We start from the raw sequence: 17102 nt of genomic DNA on the forward strand, positions 1-17102 counted from the left end.
GCCCGTTTCCTGGTGGCGCGGCGGTTGGCGTAGGCGCCGGCGACCCGGGCGATGGCCCGCACGGCCGCCTGCGCGCCCAACCCGGCGACCTCCGCGCGCACCGAATGCTAGGCCAGGCGGTGCAGGTCCAGCACGGCGAAGGTGCGCTGCTGCCAAGCCAGGCAGGAGATGTAGGTGGCTGCCTGGTTGCACACCTGCACGGCGACGGCCAGGGCGTCGGCCTGGGCCGGGGTGGGGGCGAGCCGGAGTTGCACGACCGAGGGCAGGCCTTGCTGTTTGTCGGCCGAGCGGCGGATCGCCAACACGCACCTCCAGCAACTGACGCATCACCCACCGCACATGTTACTGGTGGTTACCGAGTTTTTCCCTACTGTTTTCGAAAGGAGGGGTGGCGCTTCCTCCCAGCCCTGAATCTGAAGGACCGGGTCTCCGCGCCACAGTCCATATGAACATCACTTCGCTGGAGCCCGCACGGTGCCTGCCGGTGCCCGACGCCGGGTTCGGCGCGCTGCGGACGGAACGCGGCAACCTGCCGCTGGAGAGCGTGGACGTGGCCGCCGACATCGCCGGGCTCATCGCCGGGGTCGAGGTCACGCAGGGGTTCAGGAACCCGTTCGACGTGACGCTCGAGGCCACGTACGTCTTCCCGCTGCCCGACAGGGCGGCCGTCACCGGGTTCAGGATGGAGGCCGACGACCGGGTCGTCGAGGGCGTGCTGAAGGAGCGCGCCCAGGCCAGGGCCGACTACGACCAGGCGCTGCGTGAGGGCAGGCGGGCGGCGATCGCCGAGGAGGACCGGCCCGACGTGTTCACGATCAGGGTGGGCAACATCCTGCCCGGCGAGCGCGTCTCGGTCAGGCTGACCATGAGCCAGCCGCTGCCGTACGAGGACGGAGCGGCCACGTTCCGCTTCCCGCTGGTCGTGGCCCCGCGCTACATCCCGGGCAGTCCCATCGACGGCCCGCCCGCGGGCGACGGCGCCGCGCCCGACACCGACGCGGTGCCCGACGCGTCCAGGATCAGCCCGCCCGTCCTGCTGCCCGGCTTCCCCGACCCCGTGCGCCTGTCGCTGCGCGCGACCGTGGACGCGGCCGGGCTGGAGCTGCGCGAGCTGGCCTCCAGCCTGCACGTGGTCGAGGAGGAGGGCCACACGGTACGGCTGCGCCCGGGCGAGCGGCTCGACCGCGACTTCATCCTGCGGATGTCGTTCGACGCGTCCACGTCGCTGCAGCTGGACGGGCGCGGGACGTTCGCGCTCACCGTCGTGCCGCCGCCGCTTCAGTCCACGCGCACGCCGCGCGACCTGGTGCTGGTGCTCGACCGTTCGGGCAGCATGGGCGGCTGGAAGATGGTCACCGCGCGCAGGGCCGCCGCCCGCATCGTCGACACGCTGACCGAGCAGGACAGGTTCGCGGTGCTGACGTTCGACTCCGTGGTGGAGGAGGCGTTCGAGGGGCTGGTGGAGGCGTCGGACCGCAACCGGTACCGCGCCGTCGAGCACCTCGCCCGCGTGGACGCCCGGGGCGGCACCGAGCTGCTGGAGCCGCTGCGCCGGGCCATCGCGCTCCTGAGCCCCCGCGACGAACGCGAACGCGTCGTGGTGCTGGTCACCGACGGCCAGGTGGGCAACGAGGACCAGATCCTGGAGCAGGTCGGCGGCGCGCTGTCGGCCATGCGGGTGCACACGGTCGGCATCGACCGCGCCGTGAACGCCGGCTTCCTCGGCCGCCTCGCCGGGATCGGCGCGGGCCGGTGCGAGCTCGTCGAGTCGGAGGACCGGCTGGACGCCGCCATGGAGCAGATCCACCGCAGGATCGGCGCTCCCCTGGTCACCGACCTCTCGCTCAAGGGCCTCGACCTCGAACCCGACACGGTCACCCATCTCGGGTCGATCTTCCCCGGGGTGCCGCTGCGCGTGTACGGGCGCTGTCGCGAGGGCTCCTCGCTGACCGTACGCGGGATGGCCGCGGACGGTCCGTGGGAGGAGCAGGTCGCGGGCGTGACGATGGACAGTCCGGCCATCCGCGCCGTCTGGGCCCGCGCGCACCTGCGCGAGCTCGAGGACCGGTACGCCATGGGCGAGCACGACCTGGAGCCGCGGATCGTACGGACCTCGCTCGAGTACGGCGTGCTGTGCCGTTTCACCGCGTACGTGGCGATCGACACCAGGCAGGTCGCCGAGGGCACTCCGGAACACCGCGTCATCCAGCCGGTCGAACCCCCGAGCGGGTGGGAGCCGCCGCAGGCCCCGCCGATGATGGGCTTCACGGCGCACGCGGCGGTGATGGCCGCCCCGCGGATGGGCGCACAGCGGATGCGGCTCCCCGAGCCGGGCCTCGGCGACCTGGATCAGGGGCTCCTGGCCGGCGGCCCGGCCGGCTCCACCGAGGGCTTCGGCGTCTCGCCGATGCCCGGACAGCCGCCCGCGCCCTCCGCGCCGGGTGGTCCGGTGCGCGGCCCAGGGTGGAGCCGGTCGCCGAAGTCCGCGCCGCGGCCCGCGCAGCCGCTGGATGTGGTCAGGCCGCAACTGGTGGCCGAGCTCGACCGGCTGAAGGCGCTGCCCGTGGCCGACCTGCTGTACCTGGCGGACCTGGGGTCGCGGCTGGCGGCGCTGGCGGCCTACCTCGGGGGCGACGAGCAGTTGGGGGCGCTGGCCCGCGAGCTGGAGTCCGCAGAGCGGCCGGGCGCCGACGCCCAGGCCCTGCACGACCGGGCCGTGGAGGTCCTCACGGCCCTCGTGGGCGGCGAACCCGGCCCAGGTCGCCGCGGCCCCTTCTGGAAGCGCACGTAGGAGGCGCGGGCGCGGAAGGGCGGCTTACATGATCGGGGTCCACTCCTTCATGAGCACGATCTCGTAGCCGCCCACCGCCATGTACGGGTCCTCCCGGAGGATGTCGCGCAGCTCGGCCTCGTCCGCCACCTCGTACACGTGCATCGCCCCCGTGTCGTCCGCCCAGGGTCCGGCGGTCACCAGCCGTCCCTGGTCCTTGAGCCGCCGCAGGTGCTCCCGGTGCGCGGGACGGGCCGCCAGGCGGCTGGGGGCGTCGTCGAAGGCCATGTGGAGTACGTATCTCGCCATGCCCGCACGCTAGGGCCCGGCCGGCCGGGTGCTCAGCATCGCGGGGCACCGGGGTGGTGTATCACGGGATACATGACGTACACGCTGGCCGACCTGCCGATGTTCGGCGGGCTCGGCGACGGGCGGCTGCGGGGGCTGGAGTCGCTGGTGCGGCGGCGGCGTTACCCGGCCGGGCAGGTGCTGTGCACCGAGGGCGATCCGGCCGATCACCTGATCGTGCTGCTCGACGGACGGGTGAAGGCGGGGCGGGTGAGCGCGGAGGGCAGGGAGGTGGTGCTGGCCGTGGAGGACGCGCCGGTCGCGTTCGACAAGACGGCGCTCCTCGTGGACGGGCCGCACCGGGCGACCCGGACGGCGCTGACGGCGGTGGAGGTGGCGTACCTGCCGCGCTCCACGGTGCTCGAGCTCGTCGCCGCCGAGCCGTCCGTCGCGGCGCGGCTGCTGCGCACGCTGGCCGCGACCGTGCGGGACCTCGACGAGCGGCTCATCGACGCGGCGGTGCGCGACGTGCCCTCACGCGTGGCCACCTGGCTGGTACGCCGGTGCGCGGGCGGCCGGGTGCCGCTCCACGCGGGGCAGGCGGGTCTGGGCGCCGAGATCGGCGCGACCAGGGTGAGCGTCAACCGGGCCCTGCGCGGGTTCGAGCGCCGGGGGCTGATCGAGATCCGCGCCGGCGAGGTGATCGTGGTCAACCCCCAGGCCCTCGCCCGCCTCGCCGCTATCCCGGCCCCGGCTCCCCCAGCCCCGCCTCCCTCAGCCCCGGCTCCCTCAACCTCGGCTCCCTGACCCCGGCTCCCCCAACCTCGGCTCCCTGACCCCGGCTCCCCCAACCTCGGCCTCCTGATCTCGGCTCCCTGGCCTGCCTACGCCGGGCGTCTGGGCGTGAGCCACGGCTCCGGTGGATGATCGCACACGCGCACCGGGGGCGCCGCTGAGGGCACGGCGCGGCTCGCCGGGCGGGCGACCGGGACGCCGGGCCTCGCTGGTAGCGCGCTGCAGAAGCGCCCACCGCTCGGCGGGCGGGCGGCCAGGGCGTGGACCGCACAGGCCGTGGTGGCGGCGTCCTTCGGAGGGGCGTGCCGTTCGGCGGTGGGGGCGCTCGGCCGTGCCCGGTTGCGGTGCCGTACGAAGCGCTGATCGTGGCGCCGCAACGTGTGCCGCGCGAGTGCTCGTACCCTGGATGCGTGACTGCACTTGTCCTGGACGGCGGCCTGTCCACCCAGCTCGAACGGCTCGGCGCCGATCTCGGCGACGAGCTCTGGTCCGCGCGGCTGCTGCTGGAGCAGCCCGAGCTGATCAGGCGCGTGCACGCCGACTACTTCGCGGCGGGCGCCGACGTGGCCACGACCGCCAGCTATCAGGCCACGATCCCGGGCTTCCTGCGGCGCGGGCTGGACGTGGCGACGGCCGAGCGGCTGATCAGGCTGTCGGTGGAGCTCGCCGCCCAGGCGCGCGACGAGGCCGGTCACGGGCTGGTGGCGGCCTCGGTCGGCCCGTACGGCGCCTACCTGGCCAACGGCGCCGAATACACCGGCGACTACGGCCTCGACGAGGAGGGCCTGTTCGAGTGGCATCTGCCGCGCTGGGAGATCCTCGCCTCGGCCGGGGCCGACCTGCTGGCCTGCGAGACGATCCCGTCGTATCCGGAGGCGCGGGCGCTGGTCAGGCTGCTGGCCCACACGCCAGGGGTGAAGGCGTGGGTGAGCTTCTCCTGCCGCGACAGGGAGCGGCTCAACGACGGCACGCCGATCCGTGAGGCGGCCGCGCTGTTCGACGGAAACGCGCAGGTGGTGGCCGTGGGCGCCAACTGCACCGCGCCGCGGCACATCCCCGGGCTGATCTCGTGCCTGGCCGGCGGGCCGCCCGTGGTGGTCTATCCCAACTCGGGCGAGACCTGGGACGCCGGGCACCGGCGCTGGCTGGGGCTGGCCGATCCGGTGGAGTTCGGGCAGGCGGCCAAGGAGTGGCAGAAGGCGGGGGCGTCGCTGATCGGCGGGTGCTGCCGTACGACTCCTGAGCACATCGCGCAGATCCGCGCCCACCTGTCCTGAGACCTGAAACGCGAACGGACCCCGCGTGCGCGGGGTCCGGGACGAGGCGTGCTAGGCGGGCACCTAGGCGGGCACCGACGCGTTGGCGCGGCGGCGGCCCAGGACGCTGTCGAGGGCCAGCGCGCCCCCGCGCGTGAAGCCGATGGCCAGGCTGGCGGCCGCCAGCGCCAGGACGAACTCGTAGCCGCCCTCGCCGGCGCTGAAGCCGGCCGAGCCGTGCACGAACACGATGGCGCCCACCATGTCGAGGGCCAGCAGCGTGCCCGCGATCGGCAGCGCCGCGCCGAGGATCAGCGCCAGGCCGCCCACCACCTCCAGCACCGCCACGGCCGGAGCGGCCACGGACGCCAGCGGGATGCCGGCGGACTCGAAGAACTTGGTCGTACCCGGGATCCCCATGGTCGCGAACTTCTGGTAGCCGTGCACGAGGAAGATCACTCCGATGGCGATCCTCGCGAGGAGCAGGACGATGGGGCGCGCCTGGTCGATCATTGCGATCTCCTTGAGAGAGGTCGTTCAGATTTGAACCACCACCCTAGCATCGATTGTTCAAAACTGAACAACGCATAGAATGGGCCGGTGACGGACCCCCGATGGCTGGACGCGACGGAGATGGCGGCCTGGCGCGCCTTCCTGTCCACTTCCCACCTGCTCGAGCGGCGTATCGAGGAGCAGCTCAAGGCCGCGGCCGGGCTGACGCATCCGCAGTACGAGATCCTGGTGCGGCTCGCCGAAGCCCCCGGCCATCAGATGCGCATGACCGAGCTGTCCAGGGGCGCCGTGGTGTCGAAGAGCGCGCTGACGTACCAGATCACCCAGCTCGAGAAGGCCGGCCTGGTGGAACGCGCCACATGCCCCAGTGACGAGCGCGGCGTGCTGGCGGTGCTCACCGACGCAGGCCTGCGCTGCCTGGAGCAGGTGGCCCCGGGGCACGTGGAGGTCGTACGCGAGTATCTGATCGACCGGCTCAGCCGGGAGGAGCTGCAGGCGATGACCACGGCCATGCAGAAGACCGAGGCGGTCCTGCGCTCCGGCCGGTGAGGTCAGCTCTTGGCGGCCGCGGCGGCGCGCGCGGCGCGCTCCATCTCGACCCGCGCGCTGGCGGCGTACTTGTCGACGTATTCCTGGCCGGACAGCTCCATCAGCGCGTACATGATCTCGTCGGTCACGGCGCGCAGCACCAGCCGGTCGTCCTCCATCCCGTAGTAGCGGGAGAAGTCGAGCGGCTTGCCGAACCTGACGCCGGGCCGGATGCCGAGCTTGGGCAGCGGCCGCCCCGGCGGCATCATCTCGTACGTGTTGACCATCGCCCACGGGATGACCGGCGCCCGTGACTCCAGGGCGAGCCTGGCCACGCCGGTCTTGCCCTTGTAGAGCCGCCCGTCGGGCGAGCGGGTGCCTTCGGGGTAGATGCCCAGGATGTGGCCCTCGCGCAGGATGCGCAGGCCGGTGCGGAGCGCCGCCTCACTGGCCTTGCCGCCCGAGCGGTCGATCGGCACGGTGCCGACGCCGCTGAAGAACAGGCGGGTGAAGAAGCCCTTGATGCCGCGCCCGGTGAAGTAGTCGGCCTTGCCGAGCGAGATGACCTTGCGACGGATCTGCAGCGGCCCGAAGAAGTGGTCGGCGAACGACAGATGGTTGCCGGCCAGGATCGCGGGCCCCTGTTTGGGCACGTTGTCCGCGCCCTCCGTCCACGGCCGGAACATGGCGAGGAGGAACGGACTCAAGATGGCCTTGACCACCCAGTAGAACACCCCGGCACCTCTTCTCCAGCACGTTGCGGGCGACCCAGAGTCATCTTCCCATCCCGAAGGCCATGCTCCTACATCAGCTCTCGCACAAACACCCCGGAACGTGCGACGATCGGGCAGTTCCGGGATGAAATTCCGTCAAGGAGCTGTTATGCCGCTCATGCCAGGCGCGGAGCCCTACCACCACGACGGAGGCCAGGTCGGTGTGCTGCTCTGCCATGGGTTCACCGGCACCCCGCAGTCACTGCGGCCATGGGGGGAGTTCCTGGCCGGGCACGGGGTGAGCGTCTCGCTGCCCCGCCAGCCCGGGCACGGCACCACGTGGCAGGAGATGAACAGGACGCGCTGGGACGACTGGTACGCCGAGGTGGAGAAGGCGTTCGCGGACCTCCAGGGACGCTGCCAGAATGTGTTCGTGGCGGGGCTGTCGCTCGGGGGCTGCCTGGCGCTACGCCTCGCCGAGGTGCACGGCGCGGCGATCAGCGGCGTGGTGGTGGTCAACCCGTCGATCGCCAACGACGTGCCGCTGCTCAGGCTCGCTCCGCTGATCAGGTGGTTCGTGCCGTCGGTGGCCGGCGTCGCGAACGACGTCAAGAAGCCCGGCGTGACCGAGCTGGCCTACGCCCGCACCCCTGTGAAGGCGGCCGCGTCGCTGCCCGCGCTATGGTCGCTGGTGCAGGCGGACCTGGCGAAGGTGACACAGCCGCTGCTGGTGTTCCACAGCGTGGAGGACCACGTGGTCAAGCCGACGAGCGTGGCGATCATCCGCGAGAAGGTCACGCACGCCACGATCGAGGAGCTTACCGATAGCTACCATGTTGCGACGCTGGACAACGATGCCGACAGGATCTTTGCCGGGAGCCTCGACTTCATCCGGACACATGCCTCGGTACCCTTGCAGAGGGACTGATCGCACCCAGGGGGAAGTCGCGATCGTTGTGGAGAGGCCCATCTAGGTGACGCCCCAGAGTGAGGACGAGGTCTGGCGGCAGATCGTCGCGTCCTTCAACGACACCGCCGAGCGCGACTCGGCCGACCAGCCATGGCCGGACAGCGAGAACGTCCCCCCGGAGCCCACCCGCCGGGTCGTGAAACCCTCCGAGGAGCCCTTGCCCGACGAGGACTCCGACGAGGACTCCGAAGAGGGGGAGGGCGAGGAGGGGCACTTCGAGCCGCCCCCGCCGCCTCCGCTGCCCAAGCTCGACCTGCCGACCAAGCTGGCGTGGGTGGCGCTGTTCGGCGGCCCCGCGTACCTTCTCGTCGCCGCGATGGCGAGTTGGCACATGGACGGATGGGCGCTGTTCACGGCGGTGGCGGCGTTCATCGGCGGGTTCGTGGCGCTGGTGGTGCGCATGGGCGACGGGCCGCCCAACGACTCGGGCTGGGACGACGGCGCCATCCTCTGACCGCCGCAGGACCGCCGGAGGACCCCCGCCCGTGTCAGCGCGCGGCCCCGGTCGCGACGGGACGAGACCGCCGACCGTGGCCGAGGTCCCTTTTGAAGGGGAGGCAGGACGGCGGTCCGCCGGGCGTCAGGACTTCGCGGTGACGCTCTTGGGGGCGAACGACTCCACCACGTCGGTGTAGCGGTCACGCGTGTCGACCTCGTGCCCCACACCCCACACCGCGCCCTTGCCGGCGAGGTAGGCCACCGCCTGGAGCCGCACGCTGCTCCTGTCCTTCTGGGCGCCGCCGCGGATGGTCTCGCAGTCGCCCTTCTCGCACCGCAGCATGAACGGCTCCGTCGCCCGCGACGGGTCGTAGCCGGCCATCCAGTAGCGGCCCTTGCCGTCGCCGGTCACGCCGTAGAGCCGGGCGTCGGAGTCAGGCAGCTGCTGCTCGCGCCAGCGCTTGCCGTTCCAGGTCAGCATGAGGGGCGAGATGTCGCCGGGCCCGCGGTAGACGCCGCCGACGGCCACCGCCCGCTTGGCGCTGTCGGCCTGCACGTCACGCAGGTAGCCGCCGGGGATCGAGGGCAGCGGCATGGACTTCCACGACCCGGCCGAGTAGTGCATGATCAGCGGCTCGACGCCCGTGTCGCCGACGGCGAACCCGTCGGCCACCGCGTAGAGTGCGCCCTTCTCCTTGGTCTGCTGCACGGTCCAGGAGCTGCCCTGGCCGGTGAGGATGAGGCCCTGGTTGTCGCGGCTGCCGACCGCCACGATCCGCCCCGACTTGGCGTCGACGCCGCCGAGCCAGTCGCCTGCCCGCAGCCCCTGTGGCCTGACCCGGTCGAACCCCGTCACGTCGCCGTGGGCGATGTACGGCAGCCCGTCGTGCCCGTCGCCGACCGCCCACACGTCGGACGCGGAGTCGGCGGCCAGCCCGCGCAGGTTGCCCGCGGACGCGGCGTCGCGGACGGGGACCTCGGACCAGCCACTGCCGTCCCAGTGGCGGACGGTGCCGCGGTTCTTCCAGACGTCCCAGATCTCCTGCTGGCCGACGGCCCACACGTCGCTGGAGGAGACGGCGAGCACGTCGGAGAGCGAGCCGTCGGCCTGGAGGCGCACGCTGGTCGACTGCTGCCACGCCTCTATCGTGGCGGGGCGGCGAGGTTCGGCATGCGCGGCGGGCGTGGCCTGCGTCAAGGCCACGGACGTCGCCAAGATCAAGGAGAGCGCACGCCGCTGAGAGCGACGGGTCATGAGCAAATGCTACGGGCTGGGCGGCACGTCTTGCCCTTTAGTGCCCAACTCGCAACTCTGCGATAACCGGCAGATGGTCGCTGGCTCCGGCCAGATCGCCGATCGGGGCGTCCGCTCCCCCGCACGACACGACCCGCGCGTCGCGCGCGGCGAACACGCCGTCGATGCGCAGCGCGGGCCGGGCGGCCGTGAACGTCAGGCCGTCGCCCTCGGGCGCCACGGCGTAGCAGTCGGCCAGCCGCGCGGCGAGAAAACGCCAGGCGGGCTGGTGTGCCTGCTCGTTGAGGTCGCCGCCGAGCACGATCGTGGCCCCGAAGCGGCCGGCCGCCCGCTCCATCAGCGCCACGGCCTCGGCGGCGTGGTGCACCCTGGCCGGGCCGTTCAGATCCAGATGGAGGGAGCCGACCGCCAGGCGGGCGCCGTCCACCTCGAGCACGGCGAGCGCGAGCGCGCGCCGCTCCAGCCCGAGGAAGACCCGCAGCGTGTGGCTCTCGGCGTGCAGCACCCTGACGCGCGGGCCGGCGAACACGGCCACGCCGCCGACCCGGCCGGGAGTGGCGACGCGCAGGCCCGCCCCGGCGGCCAGGGCGGCGCGCCGGGACTTCCTGAGCCTGGGCGCCTCCTGCACGCAGAGCACGTCGGCGCGCATGGCGGTGATCACCCTGGTCAACGCGGGCACGCTGTCGCGCATCCCGCGTACGTTGTAGGTCGCGACCCGGACCGTCAGCGCAGCCTGGCCAGGTCGGCCGCGCCCACCACCCCCGCGGAGGCGCCCAGCTCGGCCAGCCTGATCTCGGCGAGCGGCCGGTGACCGTGGCCGGTCACCCGCTCGGCGAAGGCCTGCCGCGCCCGGTCGATGAACAGGTCGGCGGCACGGGAGACGCCGCCGCCCACGATGAAGCAGCCGGGGTCCAGGACGCCGGCCAGATCGGCCATGCCCTGGCCCAGCCAGTCGGCGAGGCTGGCGAACGCGGCCAGCGAGGCCTCGTCGCCCAGCCGCGCGGCCTCGGTCACCTCCTCGCCCTCGATCTTGCCGCCGGCCAGCCCGAGCAGGATCTTCGCCTGTTCTGGGTGCGCGTCGGCGATCTCCCTGGCGTCCTTGACGAGGGCCTGGCCGCTGGCGTACTGCTCCCAGCAGCCGACGTTGCCGCAGCCGCACTGCCGCCCTCCGGGGAGGACCTGCATGTGGCCCATCTCGGCGCCCATGCCCCAGCGGCCGCGGTAGAGGACGCCGTCGAAGACGAGGCCGCCGCCGATGCCGGTGCCGAGCGTGACGCAGACCACGTGGGACTGGCCCCGCCCGGCGCCGAACCTGGTCTCGCCCCAGGCCATCGCGTTGGCGTCGTTCTCGATCACGACCGGCAGGCCGACGAGGTCGCTGATCTTCTTCTGCAGCGGCTCGTCGCGCCAGGCCAGGTTGGGAGCGAAGCGGATCATCGAGCGGGTCTCGTCGACGAACCCGGCTGCGCCGACCCCGACGGCCTCGATGGTCCTGCCCGCGCTCAGCTCGCGAACGACGTCGGCGACCGTCTCGGCCACCACGTCGGGACGGTCGGCGGCGGTGGGCCTGAGCGTGTGTTCGACGATCTGACCCTTGTCGTCGACCACACCGGCGGCCACCTTGGTCCCGCCGATGTCGACACCGATCGTGAGCATTGCCCTTTTTTCTCCCTATCCCAAATCTATGTGTTCGACGTTGTCGTGGCGGTCCTGGCGGTCACGGTCGTCGCGGTCGTCGCGGTCGTCGCGCGGCCTGCGGGGGGCGGGCTTGCTGATCGCGTCGAACGCGCCGCGGAACGCGGCGAACAGCTCGCCGCCCGCGGCCATCAGGTGCCCGGTCACGTCGCCGCCCGACTCGCGCTGCGCCGCGATGGCCCGGCACCACGGGCAGGCGCGGCAGATGTACTCGTCGTGGGGCTCGGACACGGCCTCCTCCCACACGTCACGCTCGCGGCGGCCTCCGCCGCCCCCGGCGAACGAGTTGAACACGCTCTTGCCGACCTGGCGGGTGGCCCGCCCCTGGATCGACTCGAACAGCTTGCGCGCCTCGTCGGCGACGGTGCCGATCGGGTCTCTGTCGTTGTCGTTGCTGCTGTTGCTCTCGGTCATGGGCCCTCCCTGCCTCTGGGGTCGCTCATCCTCCTCAACTCATCAGGACGCGGATTCGCTCCCCGGGCTGAAACCTACCCGCAGCTCGCCGTCCCGGAGCGCGGCTCCACTGATCTTCCTGCGGGCCAGCGCGGTGGGCAGTGCCAGGATCCTCCGGTACGGCCCGGCCGTGACGATCAGCTCGTCGCCCTTGCGGGCCAGGTCGACGTCGGCGCGGTCGGCGCCGGGCAGGGCGAGCACCAGCTCGTCCGCGTTCAGCCGCAGCGGCGGCTCGACGGCGTGGGCGGCGAACGGGTCGGAGTCGCCGTACATCGCCTCGCCCACCGAGGCCAGCGCGTCCGTGCCGACGGGCTCGGCGGGCAGGTAGGGGACCACGTGGATGGGCAGCGGCGCGAACGACTGCTCCGCCTCGGCCAGCAGCCGGGTCTGCGCCGCCGCCCACTGAGCGCGCCACTCGTCGGCGCCGCCGGATGGGAAGACCCGGTTGGCGATGACGGCGTCGACGCGGTAGCCGTACAGGCTGAGTGAGGTGAGGGTGCGCCTGGCCTCGGCGAGCACCACGGACTCCGGCGTGAACACCAGCCGCACGGAGGCGTGGTCGCCGGTGAGCAGCTCGCGTACCTCCATGAGGCCGCGGTGCAGGCGCTCGCCCGCGCTCATGACCTCCTCGCCGGGCGCGCTGACATGGGCCACGCTGCGCACGAACGGCGAGACGAGCCGCATGAGCTTGCGGCCGACCGGCAGGAGCCTGCTGACGTGCCAGTCGAGCGCCTCGGGCAGGGCCAGCAGCCGCAGCGTCTCGGCGGTGGGCGCGCAGTCGACGACGATCACGTCCCAGCGGCCCTCGCGGGCGTGCTCGCGCAGCTCGAGCAGGGCGATGAGCTCCTCGGCGCCGGGCAGCACGGTGATCTCCTCGGAGGTGATCTCATCGAGGCCCAGCTCGCCCAGCACCCCCTTGGCGTACTGCTGCAGCTCGCCCCAGTGGCGCTCCAGCGACTTCTGCGTGTCCACCTGGTGGAGGTGGAGGCCCGGCGCGATCTCTCCGGGCTCCACGGCGAGCGCGTCGGCCAGCGAGTGCGCGGTGTCGGTCGAGACGACCAGCGTCTTCAGCCCGCGCCTGGCGGCGAGCGTGGCTGTCGCGGCGGCGGCCGTGGTCTTGCCGACGCCGCCCTTTCCGGTGAAGAGCAGGACCCGGGGACTCAACTCAGCGACCTTCGACGCGCTTCTTGAGGCCCTTGAGCGCGGTGTCCACGATCACCTTCTCCGCCTTGCGCTTGACCAGGCCGATCATGGGGACGCTGAGATCGACCGTGAGCTCGTACGTCACCTCCGTGCCACTGCCCGTGTCGGCGAGCCGGTAACTCCCGCGCAGATCGGAGACCATCTTCCCCGGCTCGACCACCTTCCAGCTCACGCCGTCGTCGCCCTGCCAGGCGTAGCCGAGGGTGTAGGTGTCGCTGATCATGCCGGCGTCGAGGACGAACCGCACCGTCTCCGGCCTGCCGTCGCCGTCCGTGGTGAGGACCTCGGCGCTCTTGACCTGCCCGGCCCAGTCCGGGTACGTGGGGAAGTCCGCGATCACCGCCATGACCTCGGGCCGGCCTGCGCTGATGGTGGTGCTCGAAGTGGTGCGATCAGCCATGCGACCACCGTAGTGCACAACCCGCTTCTTGCGGCGGACCGCTGAACGCGCTCCTTGCGGTGGAGCCTGCCTGGCCGATGGCGTCACCACTCCAGGACGAACGGGACGCCCTTCCCACGGAAGTGGCCGACGTTCACGCATTCGGTGCGGCCGATGCGGGCGCGCGCGTGGAGCGGTTGGTGCACGTGCCCGAACAGTGCGTAGCGCGGCTGCGTACGCCTGATCGCCTCCAGCGTGGCCTGGCTGCCGCGCTCGAACCTCCTGGCCACCACGTCGTAGAGCAGCTCGGGCACGGCCGGCGGGATGTGGCAGCAGAGCACGTCCACCTCGCCGACCGCCTCGACCTTGGCCGCGTACTCCTCGTCGCCGATCTCGTACGGCGTGCGGTAGGGCGTCTGCAGCCCGCCGCCCACGAACCCGAACCGCAGGCCGCCGATCTCCGCCACCTCCCCGTCGAGCACCTGGAGGCCCGGCCGCAGATAGTCAGCCCACAGGCGCGGCAGGTCCACGTTGCCGTAGGTGAGGTAGGCCGGGGTGGGCATGGCGGCGAAGAGGAGCTCGTACTGGGCGCGCACGCGGCGTTCGATGTGCTCGCGCGGATCGCCGTCGAGCGTGGCCCACAGGCGCGCCGACATGGCCCTGGCCTCGTCGAACCGCTTGGCCGTGCGCAGTGCGATGAACTCCGCGGCCCGCTCCGCGCCGAACAGCTCGGGGAAGATGCCCTGCGCGTGGTCGTCGTAGTCGATGAAGAGGATCAGGTCGCCCAGGCAGACCAGCGCGTCCGCGCCGTCGCCCGCCCTGGCCAACGCGTCGGCTCTGCCGTGGACGTCGCTGACGACGTGGACCTTCATGGGGCAAATTCTAGATCTCCGGCTGCTAGCGTGAATGTTGACACTACCCGTCCGTAACTTGACGCGGTAACGTCCAGGCGGTCCCCGAAGAGGAGTTTGATCCGTGCGCGAGTACAGCGTTCCCGTCCTGGTCGATGTGCCTGCTTCCGCCAGCCTGTCCGACATCGTCTTCAGGCGGGCCGAGCAGGAGCCGGGCACCGTGGTGATGCGCCGCAAGACCGATGCCGGCTGGCCGGTGGTCACCGCGTCGGAGTTCCGCGACCAGGTGGCCGAGGTGGCCAAGGGCCTGATCGCGGCGGGGATCTCGCACGGCGACAGGGTCGCGCTGATGTCGCGCACCCGGTACGAGTGGACACTGGTCGACTACGCCATCTGGACGATCGGGGCGGTCACCGTACCGATCTACGAGACGTCGTCGGCCGAGCAGGTCCGGTGGATCCTGTCCGACAGCGAGGCCAAGGCGGCCTTCGTCGAGCTGGACGAGCACGAGGAGACCGTCAGGGAGGCCGCGCCCGAGCTGAAGCAGCTCTGGCGGATCGACGGCGCCCTGGACACGGGCGGCGTCTCCGACGCCGACGTGGACCAGCGGCGCGAGCAGGTGGTCCTGGCCGACCTCGCCACGGTCGTCTACACCTCGGGCACCACCGGACGTCCCAAGGGCTGCCGCATCACCCACGACAACCTGCTCTTCACCGCGCTCAACGTGCTGCGCGGCCCGCTGGAGCCGCTGTTCGCCACCAAGGACCCGGCGGCCCTGCTGTTCCTGCCGCTGGCGCACATCCTCGCCCGGATCATCCAGGTGGTGCTGCTGGAGGCGGGCGCGGTCATCGCGCACACCCCCAACATGAAGAACGTCGCCCCCGACCTGCAGGACTTCCGGCCCACGTTCCTGCTGGGCGTGCCCCGCGTGTTCGAGAAGGTCTACAACGGCGCCGAGCAGAAGGCCATCGCGGGCGGCAAGGGCAAGATCTTCGCCCGCGCCGTGGACGTGGCGATGGACTCGAGCCGCGCCTCCGCCACCGGCGCGCCGCTCGGGCTCCGGCTGAAGCACGCGCTGTTCGACCGGCTGGTGTACGCCAAGCTCCGCGCGGCCACGGGCGGCCGCCTCTCGGCCGCCGTCTCCGGCGGCGGCGCGCTCGGCGAGCGGCTCGGCCACTTCTTCAGGGGCGTCGGCATCGAGGTCTTCGAGGGGTACGGCCTGACGGAGACGACAGGACCGTGCACGGTCAACATGCCGCACGCCAACAAGATCGGCACGGTCGGCAAGCCGCTGCCCGGCGTGAGCCTGCGCATCGCCGACGACGGGGAGATCCTGGCCAAGGGCAGGAACGTCTTCCCCGGCTACTGGAAGAACGACGAGGCCACCGCCGACGTGATCGACGACGGCGGCTGGTTCCACACGGGCGACATCGGCGAGCTGGACGACGACGGCTACCTGCGGATCACGGGGCGCAAGAAGGAGATCCTGGTGACCGCGGCGGGCAAGAACGTCGCCCCCGGCCCGCTGGAGGACGCGCTGCGCGCCCACCCGCTGATCTCCCAGGCCATGATCGTCGGCGACGGCCGCCCCTTCGTCGCCGCCCTGATCACGCTCGACCCCGAGGCCCTGCCCGCCGGGTCCTCCGTGGCGGAGCTGCGCAAGGACCCCGCGGTGCTGGCGGACGTCCAGGCGGCGGTGGACCGGGCGAACCTCCAGGTGTCGAAGGCCGAGCAGATCAAGAAGTTCATCATCCTGGACGCGGACATCACCGAGGACAGCGGGCACCTGACGCCCACGCTGAAGGTCAAGCGCAACCTGGTCATGCGCGACTTCGCCAAGGAGATCGACGAGCTCTACGACGGGAAGTAGCCCTCACAGGAGGGTGCGGAAGCGGGCGGCCACGTGGTCCCACGCCCATTCGCGGGCGATCCAGTCACGCCCGCCCGCGCCCATCTTGCGGGCCTTCTCCGGGTCGCCCAGCAGTTCGACGATCGCGTGGGCGATCTCGCCCACGTCCTCGCCGTCCACGACCAGCCCGGTCTCGCCGGGCCGCACCGCGTCGGGCGCGCCGCCGGACGCGCCGGCCACCACCGGCAGCCCGGTGGCGGACGCCTCCAGGAACACGATCCCGAGCCCCTCCACGTCCACCCCCTTCCAGCGGGTACGGCACGGCATCGCGAACACGTCGGCGGCCGCGTAGTAGCCGGGCAGCGCGGCGGCGGGCACCGTGCCGGTGAACCTGATCGACTCGCGTCCCGCCGCCAGCCGTTCCAGCCTCCCGCGGTACGGTCCGCCGCCCACGAGCAGCAGCACCGCGTCCGGCACCGCCCGCAGCACCTGGGGCCAGGCCCTGATCAGCTGGTCCTGGCCCTTCCTCGGCACCAGCCGCGACACGCAGACGACCACCGGCCTCCCGTCCAGCCCCGGCTCGGCCCTGGGTGCGCCGGGTCGGAACTGCGTGACGTCCACGCCGGGCGCGAGCCGTACCAGCTTCTCCGGGGGGATGGCGGCGACCAGGCGCTGGCGGGTGTACTCGCCCAGGTAGGTCACCACGTCGGCGTGCTCGCCGATCCTGCGCAGCGCCGCGCGGAAGCCCGGCGCGCCCGCCCACGACGCCTCGTGGCCGTGCGTGAGCATCACCACGCGCCGCGCGCCCGCTGCGCGCAGGCGGGGCGCGAGCAGCCCGAGCGGCGCCGCCGCGCCGAACACCACGGTCTCCGCGCCGTGCTCGGCCACCAGCCGGGCCGCCCTGCGCGCGACGGCCGGGGTCGGCAGCATGAGCCGCGTCGGATGCCGCACGATCGGGTACGGCTGGCCCTCGTCGAACTCCTCACAGCCCGGCCAGGCGGGCGCGTAGACGACCACGCCCGGCGTCCGCAGGGCGAGGCCGTGCACGAACGACTGGATGCCGCCGGGTCTGGGCGGGAAGTCGTTCGTGACGATGAGCACCTTGGCCCCGGCACCCAGCTCCGCACCGGAATCATTCACCACACG

19 protein-coding genes are annotated in these 17102 nt (G+C 72.2%); 7 read left to right on the top strand and 12 right to left on the bottom strand.

Translation table 11 applies throughout. The features are described from left to right. Nucleotides 1–107: 107 nt before the first annotated feature. The gene (locus AB0J64_RS14180) at nucleotides 108–305 is read right to left on the bottom strand and encodes a hypothetical protein (protein WP_364025785.1); all 198 of its coding nucleotides are present in this window, start codon (nucleotides 303–305) and stop codon (nucleotides 108–110) included. 140 nt (nucleotides 306–445) lie between these two features. Here AB0J64_RS14180 and AB0J64_RS14185 point away from each other — a divergent pair, with 140 nt between their 5' ends. Further along, nucleotides 446–2791 carry a VIT domain-containing protein gene (locus tag AB0J64_RS14185; protein ID WP_364025788.1) on the top strand — a complete coding sequence of 782 codons (2346 nt, stop codon included), beginning with the start codon at nucleotides 446–448 and terminating at the stop codon, nucleotides 2789–2791. 24 nt (nucleotides 2792–2815) lie between these two features. On the opposite strand, the gene AB0J64_RS14190 is transcribed toward AB0J64_RS14185, so the two are convergent. Further along, nucleotides 2816–3079, bottom strand: a complete 264-nt coding sequence (locus tag AB0J64_RS14190; RefSeq protein ID WP_364025790.1) for a YciI family protein — start codon at nucleotides 3077–3079, stop codon at nucleotides 2816–2818. A 72-nt stretch (nucleotides 3080–3151) separates the two neighbouring features. Here AB0J64_RS14190 and AB0J64_RS14195 point away from each other — a divergent pair, with 72 nt between their 5' ends. After that, on the top strand, nucleotides 3152–3865 hold the full coding sequence (locus AB0J64_RS14195) for a Crp/Fnr family transcriptional regulator (RefSeq protein WP_364025793.1): 714 nt from the start codon (nucleotides 3152–3154) through the stop codon (nucleotides 3863–3865). A gap of 398 nt (nucleotides 3866–4263) precedes the next feature. Continuing rightward, the gene (mmuM, locus tag AB0J64_RS14200) at nucleotides 4264–5130 is read left to right on the top strand and encodes a homocysteine S-methyltransferase (RefSeq protein WP_364025796.1); all 867 of its coding nucleotides are present in this window, start codon (nucleotides 4264–4266) and stop codon (nucleotides 5128–5130) included. A gap of 63 nt (nucleotides 5131–5193) precedes the next feature. On the opposite strand, the gene AB0J64_RS14205 is transcribed toward mmuM, so the two are convergent. After that, on the bottom strand, nucleotides 5194–5622 hold the full coding sequence (locus AB0J64_RS14205) for a DoxX family protein (protein ID WP_364025799.1): 429 nt from the start codon (nucleotides 5620–5622) through the stop codon (nucleotides 5194–5196). Between the two features lie 87 nt (nucleotides 5623–5709). Between AB0J64_RS14205 and AB0J64_RS14210 the strand changes: the two genes are divergently transcribed. Next, nucleotides 5710–6171, top strand: a complete 462-nt coding sequence (locus AB0J64_RS14210) for a MarR family transcriptional regulator (protein ID WP_364025802.1) — start codon at nucleotides 5710–5712, stop codon at nucleotides 6169–6171. 2 nt (nucleotides 6172–6173) lie between these two features. Here the strand turns inward: AB0J64_RS14210 and AB0J64_RS14215 are convergent, their stop codons facing one another. Continuing rightward, nucleotides 6174–6884: a lysophospholipid acyltransferase family protein gene (locus AB0J64_RS14215; RefSeq protein WP_364025805.1), complete on the bottom strand. Its 711-nt coding sequence runs from the start codon at nucleotides 6882–6884 to the stop codon at nucleotides 6174–6176. Nucleotides 6885–7032: 148 nt separating this feature from the next. On the opposite strand from AB0J64_RS14215, the gene AB0J64_RS14220 reads away from it, so the two are divergent. Together AB0J64_RS14220 and AB0J64_RS14225 are read left to right on the top strand one after the other, a co-directional pair. Then, nucleotides 7033–7791 (top strand): alpha/beta fold hydrolase, encoded by a 759-nt coding sequence (locus tag AB0J64_RS14220; protein WP_364025808.1) that lies wholly within the window; start codon nucleotides 7033–7035, stop codon nucleotides 7789–7791. Nucleotides 7792–7837: 46 nt separating this feature from the next. Then, on the top strand, nucleotides 7838–8287 hold the full coding sequence (locus AB0J64_RS14225) for a hypothetical protein (RefSeq protein WP_364025811.1): 450 nt from the start codon (nucleotides 7838–7840) through the stop codon (nucleotides 8285–8287). A 126-nt stretch (nucleotides 8288–8413) separates the two neighbouring features. Here AB0J64_RS14225 and AB0J64_RS14230 read toward each other — a convergent pair whose 3' ends face one another. From AB0J64_RS14230 to AB0J64_RS14260, 7 genes are all read right to left on the bottom strand, one after another. Continuing rightward, nucleotides 8414–9526, bottom strand: a complete 1113-nt coding sequence (locus AB0J64_RS14230; RefSeq protein ID WP_364025814.1) for a hypothetical protein — start codon at nucleotides 9524–9526, stop codon at nucleotides 8414–8416. 37 nt (nucleotides 9527–9563) lie between these two features. Beyond that, nucleotides 9564–10217, bottom strand: a complete 654-nt coding sequence (locus AB0J64_RS14235) for an endonuclease/exonuclease/phosphatase family protein (protein ID WP_364025817.1) — start codon at nucleotides 10215–10217, stop codon at nucleotides 9564–9566. Nucleotides 10218–10249: 32 nt separating this feature from the next. Further along, nucleotides 10250–11182 (bottom strand): ROK family glucokinase, encoded by a 933-nt coding sequence (locus AB0J64_RS14240; protein WP_344985314.1) that lies wholly within the window; start codon nucleotides 11180–11182, stop codon nucleotides 10250–10252. 15 nt (nucleotides 11183–11197) lie between these two features. Then, the gene (locus tag AB0J64_RS14245; protein WP_364025820.1) at nucleotides 11198–11635 is read right to left on the bottom strand and encodes a DUF5304 family protein; all 438 of its coding nucleotides are present in this window, start codon (nucleotides 11633–11635) and stop codon (nucleotides 11198–11200) included. Nucleotides 11636–11677: 42 nt separating this feature from the next. Beyond that, the gene (locus AB0J64_RS14250) at nucleotides 11678–12838 is read right to left on the bottom strand and encodes an ArsA family ATPase (protein ID WP_364025823.1); all 1161 of its coding nucleotides are present in this window, start codon (nucleotides 12836–12838) and stop codon (nucleotides 11678–11680) included. A gap of 1 nt (nucleotide 12839) precedes the next feature. Continuing rightward, entirely contained in the window at nucleotides 12840–13277 is a 438-nt protein-coding gene (locus tag AB0J64_RS14255; protein ID WP_364025826.1) for an SRPBCC family protein, read from the bottom strand. Between the two features lie 83 nt (nucleotides 13278–13360). Then, nucleotides 13361–14128, bottom strand: coding sequence for a metallophosphoesterase (locus tag AB0J64_RS14260; protein ID WP_364025829.1), 768 nt, complete (start codon nucleotides 14126–14128; stop codon nucleotides 13361–13363). Between the two features lie 103 nt (nucleotides 14129–14231). Here AB0J64_RS14260 and AB0J64_RS14265 point away from each other — a divergent pair, with 103 nt between their 5' ends. Continuing rightward, the gene (locus AB0J64_RS14265) at nucleotides 14232–15977 is read left to right on the top strand and encodes an AMP-dependent synthetase/ligase (protein ID WP_364025831.1); all 1746 of its coding nucleotides are present in this window, start codon (nucleotides 14232–14234) and stop codon (nucleotides 15975–15977) included. A 3-nt stretch (nucleotides 15978–15980) separates the two neighbouring features. Here AB0J64_RS14265 and AB0J64_RS14270 read toward each other — a convergent pair whose 3' ends face one another. After that, a complete protein-coding gene (locus AB0J64_RS14270) occupies nucleotides 15981–17099 on the bottom strand; it encodes a glycosyltransferase family 4 protein (protein ID WP_364025834.1) in 1119 nt (372 codons plus the stop codon). Nucleotides 17100–17102: the final 3 nt, after the last annotated feature.

This window comes from Nonomuraea sp. NPDC049695, assembly GCF_040674955.1.
GTDB lineage: Bacteria > Actinomycetota > Actinomycetes > Streptosporangiales > Streptosporangiaceae > Nonomuraea > Nonomuraea helvata.